This window comes from Pseudovibrio sp. Ad37, from assembly GCF_001623075.1.
In the GTDB taxonomy this organism is placed as follows: Bacteria; Pseudomonadota; Alphaproteobacteria; order Rhizobiales; family Stappiaceae; genus Pseudovibrio.
Genome location: NZ_LMCF01000087.1, coordinates 51,025 through 68,141, shown reverse-complemented (window position 1 = coordinate 68,141; position 17,117 = coordinate 51,025). Strand labels below are relative to the sequence as shown.

The window sequence follows — 17,117 nt, the reverse complement described above, 5'->3', positions numbered from 1 at the left end:
AGTCTGGAGAATCTAACTTGCACGTTAACTATCTGTTTGCCAAAACAAATGAAATGCGTGTTGTTTGGAGCTCAATTTAGATGTTTTCTCCGAGATCGATTCTCATCACAGGTGCCAGCTCCGGGTTGGGGAGGGCTTTAGCTGTTTCCTATGTAGGGGAAGGCGTAACTCTTTGCTTGACTGGGAGAAATGAGGAGCGGTTGCTTGAGACTGTGCGTGAGGTTGAGCGGGGTGGGAACCAGGTGTTCTGGAAAGCGCTTGATGTTTGCGATGCGGTGGCTCTTCAAAACTGGGTTGAGGAGTTAGAGCGGCATACGCCTCTCGACTTGGTCATCTCTAATGCAGGTATCACGGGGTCACATGAGGTTGATGGCGCTGTCGAGACGGCAGAGACAGCGCATGCTCAGATTGCGACTAACCTCGGGGGTGCTGTCAATGTTTTGACAGCGGTCGCACCATATATGCAGCGGCGTAAAAGCGGCCGAATTGCATTGATCAGCTCCTTGGCAGGAATGCAGCCTATATCTGATGGGCCTGCCTACGGAGCATCAAAAGCTGGGGTGATCGCTTATGGTGAAGCGATGCGGGACCACCTTTATAGGTGGGGGGTGTCAGTATCAGTGATCTGTCCGGGATATATTCTGACGCCGATGGCCGATCAGTTTAAGAGCTGGCGCCCTTATGAATACACAGCAGAGCAAGCTGCTGCTTCAATAAAAAAAGCGATTGCACGGAAAAAGGCATTTCATGCGTTCCCATGGCAGTTGGCTCTGAGTATTCGTGTTGGGAAACTGCTGCCGTGGAAATTGCGCCGGTTGGCAAATCAGCGCTTCAATTATCAGCGCTGATTTAATCGTTCTTCGTTAACTAGGCTGACATAACCTGTTGAATTGAAATAGGATTACTATCGTAATTCGCTATTTCATCATTCACCAGCTCGATCGCCTGATCCAGTTGTTCTTCTGTATGTTCTGAGGTGATGAAGAAGCGCAGACGAGCTGACTTTTCTGGAACCGCCGGATAGATAATTGGTAATACATTGAGCCCACGATCGAGCAGACGCGCAGCCAAAACAGTTGCCTTCAAAGAGTCGCCCATCATGATCGGGACTACCGCACAGCCTTGACTGACACCAGTATCAAGACCTGCTGTCTGAGCCTTCTCAAGGAAATATTGCCCGTTTGACTGTGCTGCCTGTACCCGGTGAGGCTCTGCTTCCATCAGACGGATGGCTTCACAAACCGCAGCTGCGATCGGTGGTGCAATGCCGACACTGAACACGAAACCGGAAGCTGTCAGCTTAAGGTAGTCAACCAAATCACTGCATCCAGCGATGTAGCCGCCGCATCCTGCCAATGTTTTGGAAAACGTGCCCATCCAGATATCGACATCTCTTGGGTCAACCTGAAAATGCTCGGCGAGGCCGCGGCCTTTCTCTCCGAGAATGCCGATGGAGTGCGCTTCATCGACCATGAGCCAGGCACCGTATTTCTTTTTAATCTCAATCAGACGCGGAAGATCAGGATAATCCCCGTCCATCGAGTAAACGCCTTCAACTACGATCAGTGTACGTGGATGTTTATGGGCGCGGAGCTCGAGAATGTTTTCCAGAGCCTCGAAATTGTTATGAGGGAAGGATTGGCGAACAGCACCGGAGAGCTTTGCTCCTGTGACGATGCTGTTGTGAATGTAGCTGTCATGAATGATCAGATCATCCGGCTGCATCAGCTGGCCAATGCTAGTGACGTTGGTTGCATGGCCACTGACAAACGCAACAGAACTTTCAACACCGTGCATCCGGGCAATGAGCTTTTCAAGCTCGTTATGGATTACACGCTCACCGGCAACAACCCGGCTGGCACTGGCTGAAATGCCATAGTGGTCGATGGCTGTTTTGGCTGCTTCCTGAACCTTCTCATGCCCATTCAATCCGAGATAGTCGTAGGAGGAGAAGTTAAGGTAGGTTTCTCCATCAATCAGCGTCGTTGCCCCTGCACGCGCGTCATGCGCACGGAAAAAAGGATTGTTGATCTGCAACAGATCAGCCGCTGCTTTCTGAAGGCGAATTTCCTTAAACCCCGGAAGGTCAGCAAACTTTGGTGCGATTGCTTTTTCAACTTGAGGTTTGGCAGCCGTCTGCTTTGGAAGTGCAGACTTTGAGCGCCTGACGGCGCTCAAAGCATTCAACCGGTCGTCTTTGCTTAGTTTTTTCTTGTCTGATTTGGCCATTAATTCAAAAGTCTTGCTGTTTTGTCCTGATGAGTATCTAGGATTTCGCGCACAGTTGATTTTTGAGCGTCATCCAGATCATCGGAAAGGTGTTGGCTGGCCAGAACGTTGTGAGAGCCATCCTCAGCAGAAGCCTCTCCACCTTCGCGTTTGCGAAGTTTTTGTAGGATCTGCGCAGCAAAGTCATCCAAACACGTTCCGCCTGAGATAGATACCAGCGGAATCTCCAGATTGAAGCGTTTCTGAATTCCCATTCTCAGTTCAAGCCCCATTAAGGAGTCCATTCCAAACTCCGCAAGTGGGCGTTGATGAGAAATGTCCTCTGCTGGTAGGCGCAGGATGCGGCCAATTTCACCGGCAAGAATATGAGCGACAATTTCTTTGGCCTCTGTATCCGACTTGCCCTCAATGAGAGACAGAATATCGGTCGCACCGTCGCTGTCTCCATCCGTATCGCTACGGCCAATGATTTCGCGGAAGAGCGGCTTGCTCAACAGTGATAAAGATTGATGTGCAGCTGCCCATGCAAAACGGCCAATATGAACCACGGCACCTGGCGCAGACCCGTCATCCTGTTCCATGGCAAGTTTGAGAATATCCAGACCTTCACGGGCCTTAATGGTTGCTTCACCCAGGTGCCTGGAAAGCTTGTCGGAAACCTCAGCATTTCTGGCAAGGAAGCCCACATCGCCGATCGCCCCCCAGCCGACAGCAATTGCAGGTTTGCCAGCTTTGCGTCGGGCTCTTGCAAGTCCTTCGAGATATCCGTTGGCGGCGACGTAATGAGACTGGCCAGGGTTCCCGATCAGGGTGGTTGCAGAGGAGAACAGGATAAACTGGTCCAGCTCGTCCTGACGGGTCAGTTCATCCAGCAAGCTTGCACCTTGAATTTTTGGCTCCAGAACCTTGCGGAACCGTTTCTCGTCCAGCTGTTGAATAATGCCATCATCCAGAACCATTGCCGCATGGATAATGCTCTTGAGGGGCGCGGATTGGCGTAGTTCGCTGAGCAAGCCGTGAACTGCTTTTCTATCTGTGACATCGCAACTGACCGCAGAGACTGTTACGCCTTTTTCTGCCAAGGCTTCAAAAAGCTTTTCGTGTTGCTCGCTCACCTTTGCTGACCGGCTTGTTAGTGTAATGCGCCGTGCACCATTATCAGCCAACCAGCGGCAGATTTCCAAGCCAAAACCACCGAGACCACCAATCACCACATGATGACCGTCCTGAGCGAACTTGAGAGAGGTGCGTTCCTGCGGAACTTTAACTTCTTCAGGTTTTGGTGGGGTGATCAGGATCTTGCCAATGTGCCCAGACCGTTGCATAAGCCGGAAGGCATCCTGCACATTACGGCCTTCAAACACGCGGTGAGGCAATGGTGTGAATGTGCCGTCCTTGATCAGCTCAAAGACATCTTCAATGAGTTTACGTGCCAGATCACTATCATGCAGCAGGATCTGATCCAGATCGATACCGAAGTAAGAAACATTACGACGGAACGGACGCAAACCGATCTTGGTGTTTGCATAATAGTCTCGTTTGCCAAGCTCAAGGAAGCGGCCAAACGGGCGTACAATGTTGATGCTTGCTTCCATCGCTTCGCCAGCAAGGGAGTTCAAGACTGAATGTACGCCTTTTCCATCGGTGAGTTCCATGACTTTGTCTGGGAACTGCAAACTGCGGGAATCAAGAATGTGATCAGCGCCGAGCAGGCGGAGGATCTCTCGTTTTTCTTCAGACCCGGCGGTTGCAATGACTTTTGCGCCGATATGCTTTGCAATTTGCAGTGCAGCAAGGCCAACGCCACCTGCGCCCCCGTGGATAAGGACCCACTGATCTTCTTTGAGTTCACCAAGATGGATGAGCGAGTAATAAGCGGTCAGGAATGCAACTGGGTAAGTCGCAGCAGAGACAAGATCCTGACTTTGGTCAAGTTTCGCCACTGCAAACTTTGGACAGGTTACATAGGAAGAGTATCCACCAGACGTAAACGCAACCACTTTGTCACCAACTGCCAGATCACTGGCATTCTTGCCAACACGTGTAACAGTACCTGAAATTTCCAAGCCGAGATTTGGTCCACCATAGCCATCTTCAAGCGCTTCTTCTGGAAGCATGCCCAAAGTCCACATAACATCACGGAAGTTCAAACCAGTTGCGGCGACTTTAATCTCAACATGGTCCTCAGATGGCTCAATACGTTGCTGCCCACGCCAGTTTAAATGGTTGAGGGAACCTGCCTCTGAGAAGTTCAGCTCAACATTCTCTGCAGGTTTCCAGGTGGATTGGCCAAACCCGGATTTAACACGCGAAACCACTCGGCTCTTTTGCGGCTGATGGAGTTCATTCTCCATGTTCTGGTAGAAAACAGCCTCCAAAATGTCAGAGGCAACGCCTTGGGCGCCTTTGTCGATGCAAACATCAAGGGTAAGTGGTGTCAGTTCAGGAGCTTCATTGCCAAGAACACGTGCAAAAGTCCATGCGGCACTCTGGGCTGGTGCTTCTTGCTCAGCGTTATGACCGCTGCCGCCTGGAGCAACAAGTGCGAGTTGACCAGCTAAGCCCGGATAAGCCTTTACGAGGCCAACACAAGTTGCACAGCGCTTCATGACCTGGTCAACAGGTGCGTCACCTGCTTCCGTCAGACCATACAAGTGAATGATGGTCTTCAGCTCAGCATCAAGGAAGGCAGAACCTGCAAGAGCGGACTTCCAGCCATTGGCCTCATTCAGATCGAACTGCCCACTATCTGCATCCAGAAGTTTGATATTACAGGCTGCTAATCTCTCATCACTCTGTATAGCCTTCGCAATTTCCTGCTCCAGCTTTGAGTTACCTGCCAGAATGATCATGGCCTTGCTCTCAGGCAAATCGGCCGTTGGATCAAGCTGCTGACTTACGTCTACAGGTTTTGCAGTCGCATTCAGTAAAACAATTGATGCACCTTCTTTGAGTGCCTCAATTGCGATCGGAGCATTAAATGATGTTGAGGTAAACTGATCCAGCCAGTCATTGCTTGTTTTCAGCGGACCGACTGGATACTCGTCGGAGATTGAGCCGGCAAACCAGTCTTCAGACAGACCAAAAGCCACATCATGGAAAACATCTGAAAGTGGCTCGATCGCAAGGAACTGACCGCCTTCTGTCAGTGATTGTCCGAGCTTTTCGAAGAGGTTTATCTCGCTCTGACATGCTTCGTGAAGAAGACCGGATGATACAATTACATCGAATGGCCCCTGTTCTAACGCGGCATCCCAAGTGTGGTTACTGTCCAGATTGCTCGTATCAAATACAGCGATGTTTGGCTCATCCAGAACACTGGCAGACAAACGCGCAGCGCTTTTGTGGTTACTGTCGGCGATCGAAACTTTTGTTACTTGGCTAGGGAGTATCTGCTGAATATCTTTTGCCAGATTCAGCCCTGAGCCGCTTAGATCCAGTACATGAAGCGGTGTGTCTGTGTCCCAGGTTGCAAGCGCGGTTCTGAGCCATTCAGAGATAGTCTGGCTGCGTGTTTGTGCTTCCGGGGAGGAGTACCAGTATTGCTCGAGCATCGCACTGGAATGCTCAAAATCATTGCCCTCAAAACTATCAAGGTCAAGGCTATCGAGAACGAATTTGCGTGTGGTTGCAAGAATGGTTGCAGCGGCGATGTCTTGCGGGCTTTCTTCCAGTACACTCTCAACCAGAAGATCGAAATCAGGAAGCTCAAAATCGCTATTCAATTCCAAGCGATTTACCCCGCATTCCGTGGCTGCCCCAGCTTCCTGAAGGATCGTCAAAAGAGTGACGAAATACCGGCGATGATTATTTGGTAAGTCCTCAACAGAAACAGTCTGTTCGCCATCCGCAAACTTTGAGATAATATCAAATGCTGTTCGTTGAGCTGCTGCATTGAGTAGCAAATACGCTTCACGCTCAGCTTCATCTTCAACAGTACGGAACTTTTCAGCAACGTAGTCTTCAATTGCCGGGAAGCTATGGTTGAGTCTAGCAACTGTGGTTGCGGGGTTCCGCTGCAGTTCTGCTTCGACGCGATAGATCAGGTCAGACGGGTTATCTTTACGACCCAGTTCGGTTGCACGGAAGCGGCCTCCGGAAATCGCAATAATGACGTTGTCATCTTCATCGAAAATCTGGAAGTCTGCCAAAATAGAAAGTTCAGAGGCACGCTTTACTTGAATTCGAACATAGGCTGGGGACGCGCCTGTTTGATATTGGCGAACCTTATCAAAGAAAATTGGAACATAGGCTTTTGGGCGACTGTTTTGGGATGTTGTCTCTCTGAACAGGGAGAGTAGGCCATGGAAACATCCATCAAGTTCAGCTGGATGAATGCCGAAGGATGAAACCTGCTCGTCATCTTCAAGTGCAGACAGGTGGACGATAAATGTACCCGCATCTACCTGAGAGACGTTTTGAGTGCGTTGGAAACGTGGCCCAAATTCAAGTCCGTATGTGAGCGCCGCTGCGTAAATCTCCTCACCTGTATTGATGAGTTGGGCTGCTTCAAAGTTGAGTTGAATGTTTGGTGCAGGAGTTTCCAGTTTTGCAACTCTGCCTACGGCATGCAGCGTCCAATCATCCCCGCTCAGCCGCATACGGCTGGAAATTTTAACAGTCCCTGTTTCCTCAGAGATTTCGGTTTGAACTTCGGTCAGATATTCGTCGCTTAATACGAGTGCCTGCAAAATATCCATAGACCGCAGTTCTACTGCGTCACTTCCATAAAGAGCGGAACCGGCAGCAAGAGCCATTTCAACATAGCCTGCGCCGGGGAAAATCATTTGTCCGTTGATGACATGATCTTCTAGAAATGGAACCGTGAAGCGGTCCAGATGAGTGGTCCAGACGTTATAGGTGGCGTTTGGGCGCCAACCTAAAAGTGGATGATCTCCACCCCTGAAAATGCCCATATTAGCCTCACCGCTGTTTTCAAAGCGGAAGCTTTTATTTTGCCAGGGGAGTGGGAGCAGATTAACGGGTTCATCCGGGTTCTTGCCGAAGAGTTTATCCGTATCAACATTGATGCCTGCAACAAAAGCACGGGCTACGAGATTGATAATTGGGTCTGTTCCACCAAGTTGCTCGTTTGAAAGGCTGGAAAGTACAGATCCTTTTGCGCCTTTTTCAGCAGCGACCTGGCGTAGATAACTTTGCAGGATCGGTTTTGGACCAATCTCGATAATCGTTTCAGCGCCAAGATCAAGAGCGGTCGCAACGGCCTTGGAGAACAATACTGGCTTGCGAAGGTTCCGCCACCAATAGTCCGCATTAAGGTCCTTGCCATCTGAGACTGCCCCAGAAACGGTTGAGATAAATGGCACCTGCGCCGACTTGGCAGTCACAGTCCCGACTGCATTACGGAAAGGGTGTTCAACGGGCTCAATAAGCTGGCTGTGGAATGGGTAATTCAGCGCGACTTTTCTGAAGGCGATATGGTTGGCGCGCGCAAACTTTGCAAACCCGTCCATGTCTTCTTTCGCGCCAGATAAACTGACAGATTTCGGACTGTTCTCCGCTGCAATTTCAAGGGCACCAAATCCGCTTTTGGAGATTAGTTGACGCGCCTCATCAGGAGGGAGGACGAGCGCTGCCATGGTTCCGTGGCCCGCGACGACTTCCTGTTCTGCAGACCGGTGATAGACCAGCGCTACAGCTGCGTCCAAAGTGAGGGCGCCTGCGACATGTGCTGCTGCAACTTCGCCGATACTGTGACCCAGAACCATGTCTGGTTTTAATGCATAGTCTTCAAGAGCCTGACAAAGAGCAACCTGAACCGCAAACAACAATGGTTGCGCGATGCTGGTCTTTTTCAGGTCATCTTCAAGTGTCTCACTGAACAGTTCGGTTTTTAGGGACCAGCCAGAAAGGTTTGTGAAGAACTCATCAACCTTCTCAAAAGCAATCTTGAAGGTCTGGTTGGCAGCATAGGCGTCGCGGCCCATGCCAGCCCACTGTGCTCCGTTACCAGAAAACGCAAAGGCGCACTTGCCTGGGTTTGTAGCTTTATTGGAGTAAATGACGTTTGCATTCTTCTGACCTGATGCAAAGTCAGACAAGGTAGTCTTAAGAGTCTCGATATCAGTACCAGAAAACACTGCTTTTTCCGGAAAAATCCGTTTGCGATGAAAGGCTGCCGCACAAATCTTCTGGTTGCTTTGCTCTGTCAGAATCCCATCACGCGCATACCCGCTTGCAAGCTCAACAAGTGCTTCCTTTGTCGGTGCTGATAAAAACAATGAGCTTACGGTTTTTGGCTGAGTGAGTTGCTCGACATTATCTGTCTTGATTTCCGGATCTTTGAGAATGACGTGCGCGTTCGTTCCGCCAAAGCCAAATGAGTTTACTCCAGCATATCTCGGGCTTTCACTACGTGATAGCTCTACACCTTCGCTCGCGACATGAATGTTGAGAGCATCAAAGTCGATGTCTGGGTTTGGCTCGTTAAAGTGAAGACTTGCCGGGAAATGGTCGTTCTGAAGCGCCAAAACTGACTTTGCCAGTCCTACAAGTCCTGAAGCTGGTTCCAGGTGGCCTACATTAGTTTTGACGGAGCCGATTGGAAGCGGTGCGCGTCGCTTCTGCGCAATAGTACGACCGATTGATCCAGCTTCTGCTGGGTCACCAACACGAGTTCCTGTGCCGTGTGCTTCGACAAAAGCGAGCTGATTAGGATCAATTCCATGTGCCTTGTAGACACGGTCGAGAAGATTTGCCTGCTCGACATCCGATGGAAGTGACATGCCTACGGTACGACCATCTGAATTTACATCAACTGCGACGATATCTGCGTGAGACCGTTGACCTTTCCAGCGCGATGCGTCTTTTCTTTTGATGACAAGCGCAACGCCACCTTCTGAGCGTACATAGCCATTACCACCTGCATCGAAAGCTTTGCATTGCCCATCGGGAGATAACATTGTTGCCTGTGCGAAGCCTACAAAAGGAAATGGGCTAGCAAGTACGTTGACACCTGCAACAATGGCACAGTCAATTCTTCCGGAGTTCAACGCACGATAGGCTTCGTGGAGCGCGACCAGAGAAGACGAACAAGCGGTATCGACAGTAAAACTTGGGCCTTTAAGGTCGAATATATAAGAGAGGCGGTTTGAAATAATGGAAAGTGTATTGCCAGTCATAAAATGACCGGTTGCTACATTAGGATCGAACAGACTTTCGTTGGCATAATCAAGTGCAGATGCTCCAACGTAGACGCCTACATGATCTCCAGCTATGGTATCTGGTGATATGCCCGCGTCCTCAATAGCTTCCCAAGTGAGTTGTAGCAAAATTCGCTGCTGAGGATCCATTTGCTCCGCTTCTCGAGGAGAAATGCCAAAAGCTGTAGGATCAAAGTCCCATAAATTATCTAGGACACCCGCTTTAAAAGTGTATGCTTTGCCGGGTTCTGAAATACGCGGATGGAGGTATCTGAAGTGCGACCAGCGATCAGCAGGGATTTCCGAGATGCTATTCCGCTTTGAACAAAGCAGATTCCACAACTCTTCCTTGCTTGAAGCTCCAGGAACACGAACAGATAGGCCAATAATTTCCAACACGCAGCAAAACTCACTTAAATTAGGGAACAACATCCAGAACTGTGATGTTTGTATCTAAACTTAAAGTTCCATATATAACTTAGAGAGGAATGTACTTTCAAAAAAAAATGCTTCAACAGATATTTTTGGAGGAGTTAATGTAAGAGTGAGAATTGTTACCTCTGTGTTGTCTTTTTGTAAATTGTCGTTGCTTGGATCTTTAGTGTCTTGGTTTCTTCGATGTAGTTTATTTGTACTTTATATTTACTATTCATTGAGCGTTTCAATGAAACGTCATAGGTTTAAGGTTGTGCCGTTTGTGTGTTATGTAGTTTGAGTTGTTAAAATTTTTGATTTTATTTAGATTTTTTGGAAGTATGTTCAAATTATTACACAAAAGATCTTTCATAAATATCTTCAATTTTCTTTGTTTCTTCATCTGTAAGCGCCGCGAATTCTTTTGCCTTGGCTCGGTGTGAGAGTTTTCCGTTATTTTGATTCAGGAATCGGAAGAGTAAGTCGGCAAGGCGAGTGGGCATGTCTACGACTTGGTTTAGTTCGCGTTGAAAGTGGTCATGGTTCTGCAAGAAGCGCGCTTCTTCCGGTAAGTCGTGTTCAACCGTACGTTTTACACAGGCGTAGAGGAATTCTGCGTGGGCGGTGGCGTCAAAGAATCGGTAGAAGTCGGCTGTTTCGTTTGTCACGGTCAGGTTGCCATGAACCGTGGGTTGCCAGTCAATCTTGTCAAGAAGGCGGGAGGAGTAGTCTTCCAGCACCTGTCTGTAAGTGTCGATTCGCTCCAGAATAACCGAAGATACCGGGAAGACGACGCCGGGTGGATTGAAGCCGCGTTGTGCCAGTGCGTGGTGGATCAGGTAGCGGTGCAACCTTCCGTTGCCATCTTCAAATGGGTGCACATAAACGAAACCAAAGGCGAGAACGACAGCGGCGAGAACCGGGTCCAGATGCTTGGCGTAGTCCTGTGCAAAGTCGATCATGCCTTTCATCAGGCTTCTTAAATCTTCCGGTTTGGCGCTGATATGGTCTGGCACTGGCATGCGGGTCTCGCGGTCATGCATACCGACGAAGCCACCTTCCTCTCGTAAGCCCATATGTACGAAACGATCATCACCGATCACAACGCGCTGGAGGCGGAGAAACTCCTCAATACTCAGTGGTGTTTTTCCGGCGTCAGCAATGGCGCGGCCCCAACGCTGGATACGGTCATGGGCAGGGCGCTCGCCTTCAATGGCAAAGCTGGATTTGCTGTCCTTTAGAAGTAGGAAGGCTGCAGTGCGGGCGAGCAGATCTTTAGGGACGGATGCTGCCGCATCCATGGCTTTTTCTTGCAGTTTAGCCTGCTGAAAGCCCTCCAAATCTTTATTACGAAAGATGAGAGGGCAGAATTGAGGTGTGCCGGGCAAGTTGTTGCGTACGCGGTGACGTGGAGAAGGTATTGTGCTGCCGCCAAATTGCTTTGTTGTATCAAGCGCATCCACATACGCACCAGTTTCAACATCTGGTAAATTCAGTTGCTCACCCAAAAGCCATTCGTAGAGAAACCAGATGCGTCTTGTATAGCGACCGGTTGGGCGTGACTTTACCAACTCTTCGATAGGCTCTGGCCCACACGCAAGAAACAGGCGTTTTAAGACCGCAAGGTCCAACCCTTCGTTTTTCAGGGCAAAGGTGAGGTGACCCAGTAAATTTAGTTCTGGTGCATGACGAGGTGTGAAGATCCGCCAGCTGTCTTGCTCTATGATCTTGTGGCGATCTCCAATGGCACATAGAATATGCGGGATCGGCACTCTCAGGTCATATGCATCAATAAGTGCTGAATAGCCTGCTGGAGTTGCGGGCACAGGAAGCCAGCGTTCGTGAAAAACTGTTACAGCCTGTGAAAAAGACTTACCCATGCGCTCCCTCCATGAAAAACTGTCACGAAATATAGCGCAGTAAGCCGGTTCTGTGAATACCTGTCATTATTTAGCGTGAATCCTGAAAAGCTGACAGGAACCCTGAAAAAGCGTTATTTCAGGCCAGCTGTGCCATCAAACTTACGCTCTAAGCCTGACCAGCAGTCCACATAATCGTCCTGTAGCGGAGCTTCCTTGCCTGCAAACTCAGTGAGTTGCTGTGGAAAGCGAGTTTCGAACATAAAACTCATGGTGTCTTTCAGTTTCACAGGGTCCCAGCTGTTATGGGAGGCTTTCTCAAAAGCTTCCTGATCTGGACCATGGGGCAGCATGCAATTGTGAAGGCTGATGCCCCCGGGAACAAAGCCATGTGGTTTAGCGTCGTACTGCCCGTAAATATTGCCCATCAGCTCTGACATAATGTTCTTGTGGTACCAGGGCGGGCGAAAGGTGTCTTCCTGCGGCAGCCAGCGAGGTGGGAAAATCACGAAGTCGATGTTGGCCGTGCCTTCTTCTGCTGTGGGAGCTGTGAGGACGGTGAAGATTGATGGATCCGGGTGGTCGAAACTAATAGCGCCTACGGGGGCGAAGTGGCGTAAGTCATATTTATAGGGGGCGTAGTTGCCGTGCCATGCGACCACGTCCAGCGGTGAATGATCAATAGTCGTTCGGTGGAACTCACCACACCATTTTATCGTCACATGGCAAGGCTGTTCAATATCTTCAAATTGTGCAATCGGTGTCTTGAAATCTCTTGGGTTTGCAAGGCAGTTAGCGCCGATTGGTCCACGGTTGGGCAGTGTGAACTTTGCGCCATAATTTTCGCAAATGAAGCCTCTCGCTTTGCCATCAAGCAAGCTCACCTTAAACACCATACCACGTGGCAAAATACAGATTTCCAGCGGTTCAAGATCAATCACGCCAAACTCGCTTGTGATCTTTAATCGCCCGACCTGAGGCACAATCAGCAGCTCCCCGTCGGCGCTGTAGAAGTACTCGTCCTCCATATCTGCATTGGCCAGAAACACATGCGCGGCCATGCCCATTTGCAGGGCCACATCGCCAGCTGTTGTCATGGTGCGGATGCCTTCAATGAAGGTGAGGTTTTGGTCCTTAGGGAAAGGTGCTGGATCCCAGCGATATTGGCCGAGTGAAACGATATCCGGGATTTTGTTGGGTGCGGTTTTCCAATAGGGATGGTTGACTTTCTGCAGGCGCGCCAGATGCTTAACTGACGGGCGAATGCGGTAGAGCCAGGATCGTTCGAGCGTTGTGTGAGGTGCTGTGAAGGGAGAGCCAGACAGCTGTTCAGCATACAGTCCGTATTCAACGCGCTGGGGGGAGTTGCGCCCTTGAGGTAGCGCGCCTTTTAGGGCCTCGGTTTCAAAATCATTTCCGTACCCAGCCATATATCCCGGCAGAGTTCCATAGCGACTGTCGTGGGTGTTCGCCGGGTTTTGATCCGTCGGATTTTCCATGTTTCACTCCAAGACATCACCAGCGAGTTTTAACGAAGGCTGATGCCGCTATATCTCCAGATCCAGTTGGGTGAAGGCATCAGACCATAGAACCGGATCGGCGCAATCAACGCGATCTGAGGGAGGTAATTCATCTCATGAAAAATACGTGATGATAATGGCAGGACCATGAGCCTTTACTGATTTACCTGCTAACAATCCTGACCCTTCAAACTGCGGCACCCATGATCCGTGGATTGGCTAAATCTTCAGTGGCAGTAGGGTCATAGCCAGCAACCGGGCGGCTTGTCTGATGGAGTTGACCGCAAGATGTCATTTACCGCGTAAGGAGCAGGTGCGCCTTTTATCGCCTGCTTCTATGCGGAGTGTGTGTCTCTTGCAGCTGGATTGGCTTCGGCTTTTTGGAGATCAGGGTTTCCCGGTTGTTTCAGATAAAGGAGGTCATGCTTCCGTTTAGGTCCGTTTTCAGATTGAGTTGGGCGCGTAAAAGCGATGGTGAGTGCGGGCTTGTCATCGCGGTTGTCAGCCTGAAAGCGGACCTTCCACCCTTCATAGCTTTCAGGCAGTAGCGGTACTTCTTGCCAAAGTAAATTGCAGCGGCTCATGTGAAAATGACGCTGCTTCAGGCCTGACTATATTCAATCTTCTTTTCATTATTCCTGAACTGACCCTCGGTCCAAAAAACTGACAATTGAGGCAGCCTGTTTTAGTCGAAGATGGTGCTTACGCGGCAAAATGAAAAGTTGAAACCTTTCTAATTATAGTTAAGCTGAGTAGCTAATATCATCAAAAATACGAGCCAGATTCTGTCGCCAGTTAGCCGGAATGTACATTTATCTAAAATTTATGCATGAGAAATTTAGACTGCTGAAAACAGATATAATGCCTTATGAAATTTACTAATTCGACGTAGCAAGAATTAGTTCCTCATTAAAAATACGTAAATTTTTCTAGACATCTCTCATGAAATCTAACTAAGTTGACAACGTTTCATATTTGGGGGCTTGTTATGAAAATATTGAATTCGGCATCCGCTCTTGCGATTGCCGCTATGACATTTGCGGGGGGGACCGCATTTGCAGCTGAAAAAGAGTTGGTGATCTTCAACTGGTTGGGTGGTTCAGAGCGTGATCTGATCATCGCACTCGAAGAGGGCTTCACAGCCAAATATCCGGATTATGAGATCAAGGACATTAACCCGGCAGCAGGTGGGGATGATCCGCGGTCTGGCATTCGTTCCGCGATGTTGTCTGGAGCAGAGTTTGATCTGCTGCTCAACACATGGCCTTCTTTTGAGAAGGAACTGGTTGCCGCCGACCTGATCAGCCCAATTGATTCTGCATGGGAGCAGTATGGCTGGTCTCAAGCGCTGAATGACAGCTGGCGTAATCTAGCGAAGCATGACGGCAAAACCTATGGTGCTTACTTCATCGCGGGCAACCGTTCAGGCGTCTGGTATCGTCCAGATACGCTGGCAAAAGCTGGTATCGCGGGTGAACCTATTCAGTGGAAAGACTTCCTCAGTTCCTTCAGTGCTTTGAAAGAAATCGGCATGCTGCCTGTTTCCATCGGTGCGAGAAGTTGGGCGCAAACGGAATGGTTTGAAAACGCGCTTTTGCGAACGGCTGGTACAGCATTTGCGAAGGAGCTGTCTGAGCACAAGGTGTCCTGGACAGATGCTGCGGATGCCGTGCTGAAAAACAAAAAGGCCGGCTTCATGCTGATTGGCTCCTGGGCAAACCAGCGTGCTAGGAATGAGTATGGGCTGACGCCGATCAAAGACTACTCATACATGCAGTTCCCGGTGATCAAGCCGGAATACGGCAATGCGATGAGTGTTGATGGCAAGAACTTCCTTGTGATGAAGCAAGCGAAGAACCCGGAAGGGGCAGAACTGTTTATCGACTTCGTTCTGAGCAAGGAAGGCTCCGCAATTATCGCGGCGAAGAACCTTGCAACCCCGAGTGCAAATGTGGATCCCTCGTCCTATGATCCGATTGTGCGCAAATACGCTCAGATTTTGCCGCTCGTCGATGTTTTCTTTGTTCTTGATGACCTTTTGCCAGCTGAGTTGAGCAGTGAATTCCGTATTGGCTTGCAAAAGTTCCTTCGCGACCCAGGCGATGCGAGCATTGACAGTGTCACAGCAGCACTCGAAGCAAAAGCGAGTGAGCTTTATCAATGAGTGTACAATATGGGTCTATTTTAACCTCCCAGACCCAGGCGGGGCCCTTTGCGGGCCTCGCCACACGGCTCTTCGGAGGTAACCTGCGCCGCGCTGACTGGATTGCATTTGCTCTGTTGGCGCCGACATTGATCTTCTTTAGCATCGGCGTGCTCTATCCGCTTTTCGAGACGATCCGTGTGAGTTTTCTGGACTGGACCGGATTGAGCCAGCCGAAACCTGCGGGTTTCTCTAACTATACCAAGCTGCTCAGTGATGCGAACTTTTGGAATGCCTTGCGTGTGACACTCACCTGGACGTTGGCGTGTACGGGCATCTCCGTTGCTATCGGCTGGAGTGTCGCGTTGATTTCCGGTCTGGCTCCCAAGCAGACCGCGCCGTTCCGTGTGGCAATTTTCGCAGCCTATGGCATTTCAGAGACCGCTAGTGGTTTGATGTGGCTGGGTATTTTGCAGCCGGACTTTGGTCTCCTCAACGGCATTCTGCGCCTCGTTGGGCTGGAAGGCTGGGCCTCGCCATGGCTGGGTGAACCATCCACCGCAATCTGGGGCGTTGTTGCTGCCTATGTCTGGACGCAAGCTGGTCTGCCTTTGCTCACCTGCTATGCGGCTATTCAGGCGATCCCGAAAAGCCAGCTTGAAGCGGCTCATATGGATGGTGCCTCTCACTTCCAGATCCTGCGATACATCATGGCGCCTCTTAGCCTTCCCGGTGTGCGCATTGCGATTTTCATCAACCTGCTCAACAGCCTCAAAGCGTTTGATATGATCCATATTCTAACATCTGGAGGTCCGATTAGGGCAACGGAAACAGTGGGTTACTTTATGTATCAGGAGTCTGTCATCTACTTTAAGCAGGGCTATGGCGCTGCAAGTACGGTGGTGCTTCTGCTCGCGGTTATCGTCTGTTCCATCCCACTTATTCTGGACAAGGCATCGGAGAGCAAATGATCACTCAAACTCCCAAATGGCCTGTGTATGTGCTGGGGTCCGTGGCGCTTGTCTGGATCATTCCGCTGGTTGGCATCATCGCCATGTCCATTCGCCCCGAAGGGGAAATCACCAGCGGGTGGTGGACGATCGAGCCGTTTACGTTCACGCTGGATGCCTGGCGTGAAGTCTGGGTCAACTACCCGATTGGCCGTGCGTTTCTCAACTCTCTGGCCGTTGCCAGCTTTGCAACCGTCCTTCCAGTTTTGTTTGCACCAGCGGCGGCCTATGCGTTTCACTATCTCAAGTTCCCATTTCGCCGGATCTTGCTGCTCATCCTTGTGAATGCATTTGTTGTTCCAAATCAGGTGGTTATCATCCCGCTCTTTAAGCTGTGGCGAGAGACTGGGCTCATTGATACCTACTGGTCTGTGGTCATTCCGTTCGTTGGGCTGTCGTTTGCCTGGGCTGTTTTGCTGGTCAAAAACTTCCTCTCCAACTTCCCGCGGTCGCTGATTGATGCGGCGCAGGTGGATGGGTGCGGACATTTGCGGACCTACTTTTTTATCGTGCTACCAAACACGATTACGGCGATGGCAGCAGTTGGTATTCTGCAGTTTATGTGGACCTGGAATTCCCTTCTGCTGCCAATGTTGTTCCTGCGGGAAAATGCAACCCTGCCGGTGATGCTCTCCACGATCTCTGGCGCCTATGAACCCAACTGGGATCAGCGCGCTGTTGCGACCATTATTACCTCCATCCTTCCACTCGTTATCTTCTTGTTCTTCCAGAAGTATTTCTCCGCTGACGGCAAAAATAACAGCGGTTCCAAGGGCTAA

At 50.0% G+C, this 17,117-nt stretch carries 9 protein-coding genes; 4 read left to right on the top strand and 5 right to left on the bottom strand.

Annotation, left to right across the window (positions count from 1 at the left end; genetic code table 11):
- Nucleotides 1–80: 80 nt before the first annotated feature.
- A complete protein-coding gene (locus PsAD37_RS14380; RefSeq protein ID WP_063296738.1) occupies nucleotides 81–848 on the top strand; it encodes an SDR family oxidoreductase in 768 nt (255 codons plus the stop codon).
- A 19-nt stretch (nucleotides 849–867) separates the two neighbouring features.
- On the opposite strand, the gene PsAD37_RS14375 is transcribed toward PsAD37_RS14380, so the two are convergent.
- The 5 genes from PsAD37_RS14375 to PsAD37_RS28360 form a co-directional block, all read right to left on the bottom strand.
- Entirely contained in the window at nucleotides 868–2,229 is a 1,362-nt protein-coding gene (locus PsAD37_RS14375) for an aminotransferase class I/II-fold pyridoxal phosphate-dependent enzyme (protein ID WP_063296737.1), read from the bottom strand.
- Nucleotides 2,229–9,824: a type I polyketide synthase gene (locus PsAD37_RS14370; protein ID WP_244272528.1), complete on the bottom strand. Its 7,596-nt coding sequence runs from the start codon at nucleotides 9,822–9,824 to the stop codon at nucleotides 2,229–2,231. Before PsAD37_RS14370 ends, PsAD37_RS14375 begins: the two co-directional genes overlap by 1 nt.
- Nucleotides 9,825–10,159: 335 nt before the next feature.
- A complete protein-coding gene (locus PsAD37_RS14365; protein WP_063296736.1) occupies nucleotides 10,160–11,686 on the bottom strand; it encodes a Fic family protein in 1,527 nt (508 codons plus the stop codon).
- 113 nt (nucleotides 11,687–11,799) lie between these two features.
- Complete coding sequence (gene hmgA, locus PsAD37_RS14360; protein WP_063296735.1) at nucleotides 11,800–13,164, bottom strand: homogentisate 1,2-dioxygenase; 1,365 nt, start codon at nucleotides 13,162–13,164, stop codon at nucleotides 11,800–11,802.
- A gap of 356 nt (nucleotides 13,165–13,520) precedes the next feature.
- On the bottom strand, nucleotides 13,521–13,769 hold the full coding sequence (locus PsAD37_RS28360) for a hypothetical protein (protein ID WP_063296734.1): 249 nt from the start codon (nucleotides 13,767–13,769) through the stop codon (nucleotides 13,521–13,523).
- Between the two features lie 404 nt (nucleotides 13,770–14,173).
- Between PsAD37_RS28360 and PsAD37_RS14350 the strand changes: the two genes are divergently transcribed.
- The 3 genes from PsAD37_RS14350 to PsAD37_RS14340 are packed head-to-tail and all read left to right on the top strand — an operon-like array spanning nucleotide 14,174 to nucleotide 17,117.
- Nucleotides 14,174–15,349, top strand: coding sequence for an ABC transporter substrate-binding protein (locus PsAD37_RS14350; RefSeq protein ID WP_063296733.1), 1,176 nt, complete (start codon nucleotides 14,174–14,176; stop codon nucleotides 15,347–15,349).
- Nucleotides 15,346–16,299: a carbohydrate ABC transporter permease gene (locus PsAD37_RS14345; RefSeq protein WP_063296732.1), complete on the top strand. Its 954-nt coding sequence runs from the start codon at nucleotides 15,346–15,348 to the stop codon at nucleotides 16,297–16,299. Before PsAD37_RS14350 ends, PsAD37_RS14345 begins: the two co-directional genes overlap by 4 nt.
- Nucleotides 16,296–17,117 (top strand): carbohydrate ABC transporter permease, encoded by an 822-nt coding sequence (locus PsAD37_RS14340; protein WP_057461075.1) that lies wholly within the window; start codon nucleotides 16,296–16,298, stop codon nucleotides 17,115–17,117. Before PsAD37_RS14345 ends, PsAD37_RS14340 begins: the two co-directional genes overlap by 4 nt.

Bases quoted from the DNA above. Each gene is read 5' to 3' on its own strand.
- hmgA (WP_063296735.1), bottom strand. From the start codon at position 13,164: ATGGAAAATCCGACGGATCAAAACCCGGCGAACACCCACGACAGTCGC.
- PsAD37_RS14375 (WP_063296737.1), bottom strand. From the start codon at position 2,229: ATGGCCAAATCAGACAAGAAAAAACTAAGCAAAGACGACCGGTTGAAT.
- PsAD37_RS14345 (WP_063296732.1), top strand. From the start codon at position 15,346: ATGAGTGTACAATATGGGTCTATTTTAACCTCCCAGACCCAGGCGGGG.
- PsAD37_RS14380 (WP_063296738.1), top strand. From the start codon at position 81: ATGTTTTCTCCGAGATCGATTCTCATCACAGGTGCCAGCTCCGGGTTG.
- PsAD37_RS14370 (WP_244272528.1), bottom strand. From the start codon at position 9,824: ATGTTGTTCCCTAATTTAAGTGAGTTTTGCTGCGTGTTGGAAATTATT.
- PsAD37_RS14350 (WP_063296733.1), top strand. From the start codon at position 14,174: ATGAAAATATTGAATTCGGCATCCGCTCTTGCGATTGCCGCTATGACA.
- PsAD37_RS14340 (WP_057461075.1), top strand. From the start codon at position 16,296: ATGATCACTCAAACTCCCAAATGGCCTGTGTATGTGCTGGGGTCCGTG.
- PsAD37_RS28360 (WP_063296734.1), bottom strand. From the start codon at position 13,769: ATGAGCCGCTGCAATTTACTTTGGCAAGAAGTACCGCTACTGCCTGAA.
- PsAD37_RS14365 (WP_063296736.1), bottom strand. From the start codon at position 11,686: ATGGGTAAGTCTTTTTCACAGGCTGTAACAGTTTTTCACGAACGCTGG.